Consider the following 2,055-nt stretch of genomic DNA (forward strand, 5'->3'; position numbering starts at 1 on the left):
GTATCCGCTCCACGAACCCCACATTTCAAGCAGATAGCTGACGGCTGATGCTGTGCTCCCGATTTCCCTCAGGAGCCCACCACCATGATGCGTCCCAATGCCAGCGTCGAAAAAGTCTACCTCTACCCCAAGCCAGTAGACTTTCGAAAGTCCATCGATGGCCTCACCGCACTGGTCGAACTGGACATCAAAGTCGCCGTGTTCGACCCCGTTCTTTTCGTCTTCCTAAATAAAGCCCGTAACCGCATCAAGGTGTTGTACTGGGAGCGCAACGGCTTCTGCCTTTGGCTCAAGCGCCTGGAAGCCGAGCGTTTCCAAACTTCGCCAGACGCCACCGATGACACCATTGTTCTGACTGTCCAGGAACTGAACTGGCTACTCGACGGTTTCGATCTCTGGCGCAACCGTCCGCATCAGGTTCTGACACCCCGTTTTGTTGCTTGACCCGGTATAATCCGGGCCATGATCTCCCTGCCCGACGACCTTCCCGATAATCCTGTTTTGCTCAAGCAACTGCTGCTTGAGGCACTCAGTCGCCAGGAAGAAGTGGCCCAGGCTTACCAAACCCACATCGTCGACCTGAAAGAACAGATCAAGCTGCTGCGTGACCGCTTGTTCAATCGCAAGTCCGAGCAGAGCATCGATCCGAATACACCTCAACTGGAGATGTTCAACGAGCCGGAAAGCGAACCACTGCTGGCCGTGGTGGACGATGCGGACGAAGAAGTCGTTGCTCCGCTCAAGCGTCGAGGCAAACGCAAACCGTTGTCGGCAGAGCTGCCACGTGTCGAAGTCATCCATGACCTGCCCGAGCACGAACTGACCTGCGCCTGCGGTTGCCGCAAGCATGTGATCGGCGAAGAAACCAGCGAGCAGCTCGATATCGTGCCGATGCAGATCCGCGTGCTCAAACACGTGCGCAAGGTCTACGGCTGCCGTGGCTGTGAAACCTCGCCGGTCACCGCTGACAAGCCGGCTCAGTTGATCGAAAAGAGCATGGCCAGCCCCAGCGTGCTGGCCATGCTGCTGACCACCAAGTATGTCGATGGCTTGCCGCTGCACCGTTTCGAAACGGTGCTGAGCCGGCACGGTATCGAGATCCCCCGGCAAACGCTGGCACGCTGGGTGATCCAGTGCAGCGAACACTTCCAGCCATTGCTGAACCTGATGCGTGACCGGTTACTGGAAAGCCCGGTGATCCACTGCGACGAAACGCGCGTGCAGGTCTTGAAAGAGCCGGATCGCGATCCGACCAGCCAATCCTGGATGTGGGTGCAAGCCAGCGGGCCGCCTGATCGACAAGTTGTGTTGTTCGACTACACCACCAGCCGTGCGCAGGAGGTGCCGTTGCGCCTGCTTGAGGGGTATCGCGGCTACGTGATGACCGACGATTACGCCGGTTACAATGCGTTGGCGTTGCAGCCCGGCGTCGAGCGTCTGGCGTGCATGGTTCATGCGCGACGCAAATTCATCGAGGCGCAGAAGGTGCAGCCCAAGGGCAAGACCGGGCGTGCCGATATCGCGCTGGCGATGATCAACAAACTGTATGGCATCGAACGCGAACTCAAGGATGCCAGCGATGAGCAGCGGTTCATCGGCCGCCAGGAAAGAAGCCTGCCGATTCTGCGCCAGTTGAAAAGCTGGCTGGATAAAACGCAGCCCCAAGTCACACCGCAAAGCGTGCTGGGCAAGGCGGCGCACTACCTGGCGAACAACTGGAGTCGGCTGGAACGCTATGTTGAGGCCGGCCATTTGCCGATCGACAACAACCTGGCGGAACGTGCGATAAAGCCGTTTGTCATCGGGCGCAAGGCGTGGCTGTTCAGCGACACGCCCAAGGGCGCCACGGCCAGTGCACAGATCTACAGCTTGGTCGAGACCGCCAAAGCCAACGGCCAAGAGCCTTATACGTGGCTGCGCCATGTACTGGAGCGGCTGCCGCATGCCTCGTCGGTCGCCGACTATGAAGCACTGCTGCCGTGGAACTGCTCGCCAGAGATGCCACGGTAATCGGTTACCCAAGGACTGGATAGGTGGGGTTTATGGATCGCACTC

The 2,055-nt window shown here is 58.8% G+C and carries 2 protein-coding genes; both read left to right on the forward strand.

Going from position 1 to position 2,055, the window contains the following annotated elements; genetic code table 11:
* Positions 1-84: 84 nt before the first annotated feature.
* Positions 85-444: an IS66 family insertion sequence element accessory protein TnpB gene (gene tnpB, locus AACY52_RS28325; protein WP_339437763.1), complete on the forward strand. Its 360-nt coding sequence runs from the start codon at positions 85-87 to the stop codon at positions 442-444.
* A gap of 18 nt (positions 445-462) precedes the next feature.
* Entirely contained in the window at positions 463-2,010 is a 1,548-nt protein-coding gene (locus tag AACY52_RS28330) for an IS66 family transposase (protein ID WP_339437764.1), read from the forward strand.
* Positions 2,011-2,055: the final 45 nt, after the last annotated feature.

It is taken from the genome of Pseudomonas sp. EA_65y_Pfl1_P113, from assembly GCF_963970525.1.
In the GTDB taxonomy this organism is placed as follows: Bacteria; Pseudomonadota; Gammaproteobacteria; order Pseudomonadales; family Pseudomonadaceae; genus Aquipseudomonas; species Aquipseudomonas tritici.

Bases quoted from the DNA above. Each gene is read 5' to 3' on its own strand.
- AACY52_RS28330 (WP_339437764.1), top strand. From the start codon at position 463: ATGATCTCCCTGCCCGACGACCTTCCCGATAATCCTGTTTTGCTCAAG.
- tnpB (WP_339437763.1), top strand. From the start codon at position 85: ATGATGCGTCCCAATGCCAGCGTCGAAAAAGTCTACCTCTACCCCAAG.